This is a genomic window from Curtobacterium sp. USHLN213 (assembly GCF_037144815.1).
Taxonomy (GTDB): Bacteria; Actinomycetota; Actinomycetes; order Actinomycetales; family Microbacteriaceae; genus Curtobacterium.
Map to the genome: position 1 here is coordinate 1 of NZ_JBBCYQ010000040.1, position 223 is coordinate 223.

Here is a 223-nt window from a genome sequence, read left to right on the forward strand (position 1 = left end):
GAAACGACGTCTAATACTGGATATGACTGCCGGCCGCATGGTCTGGTGGTGGAAAGATTTTTTGGTTGGGGATGGACTCGCGGCCTATCAGCTTGTTGGTGAGGTAATGGCTCACCAAGGCGACGACGGGTAGCCGGCCTGAGAGGGTGACCGGCCACACTGGGACTGAGACACGGCCCAGACTCCTACGGGAGGCAGCAGTGGGGAATATTGCACAATGGGC

General features: G+C 58.3%; 1 rRNA gene. It reads left to right on the top strand.

The features are described from left to right. Window positions 1-223: ribosomal RNA gene (locus WFH25_RS19420) — 16S ribosomal RNA — on the top strand; the annotation flags it as partial.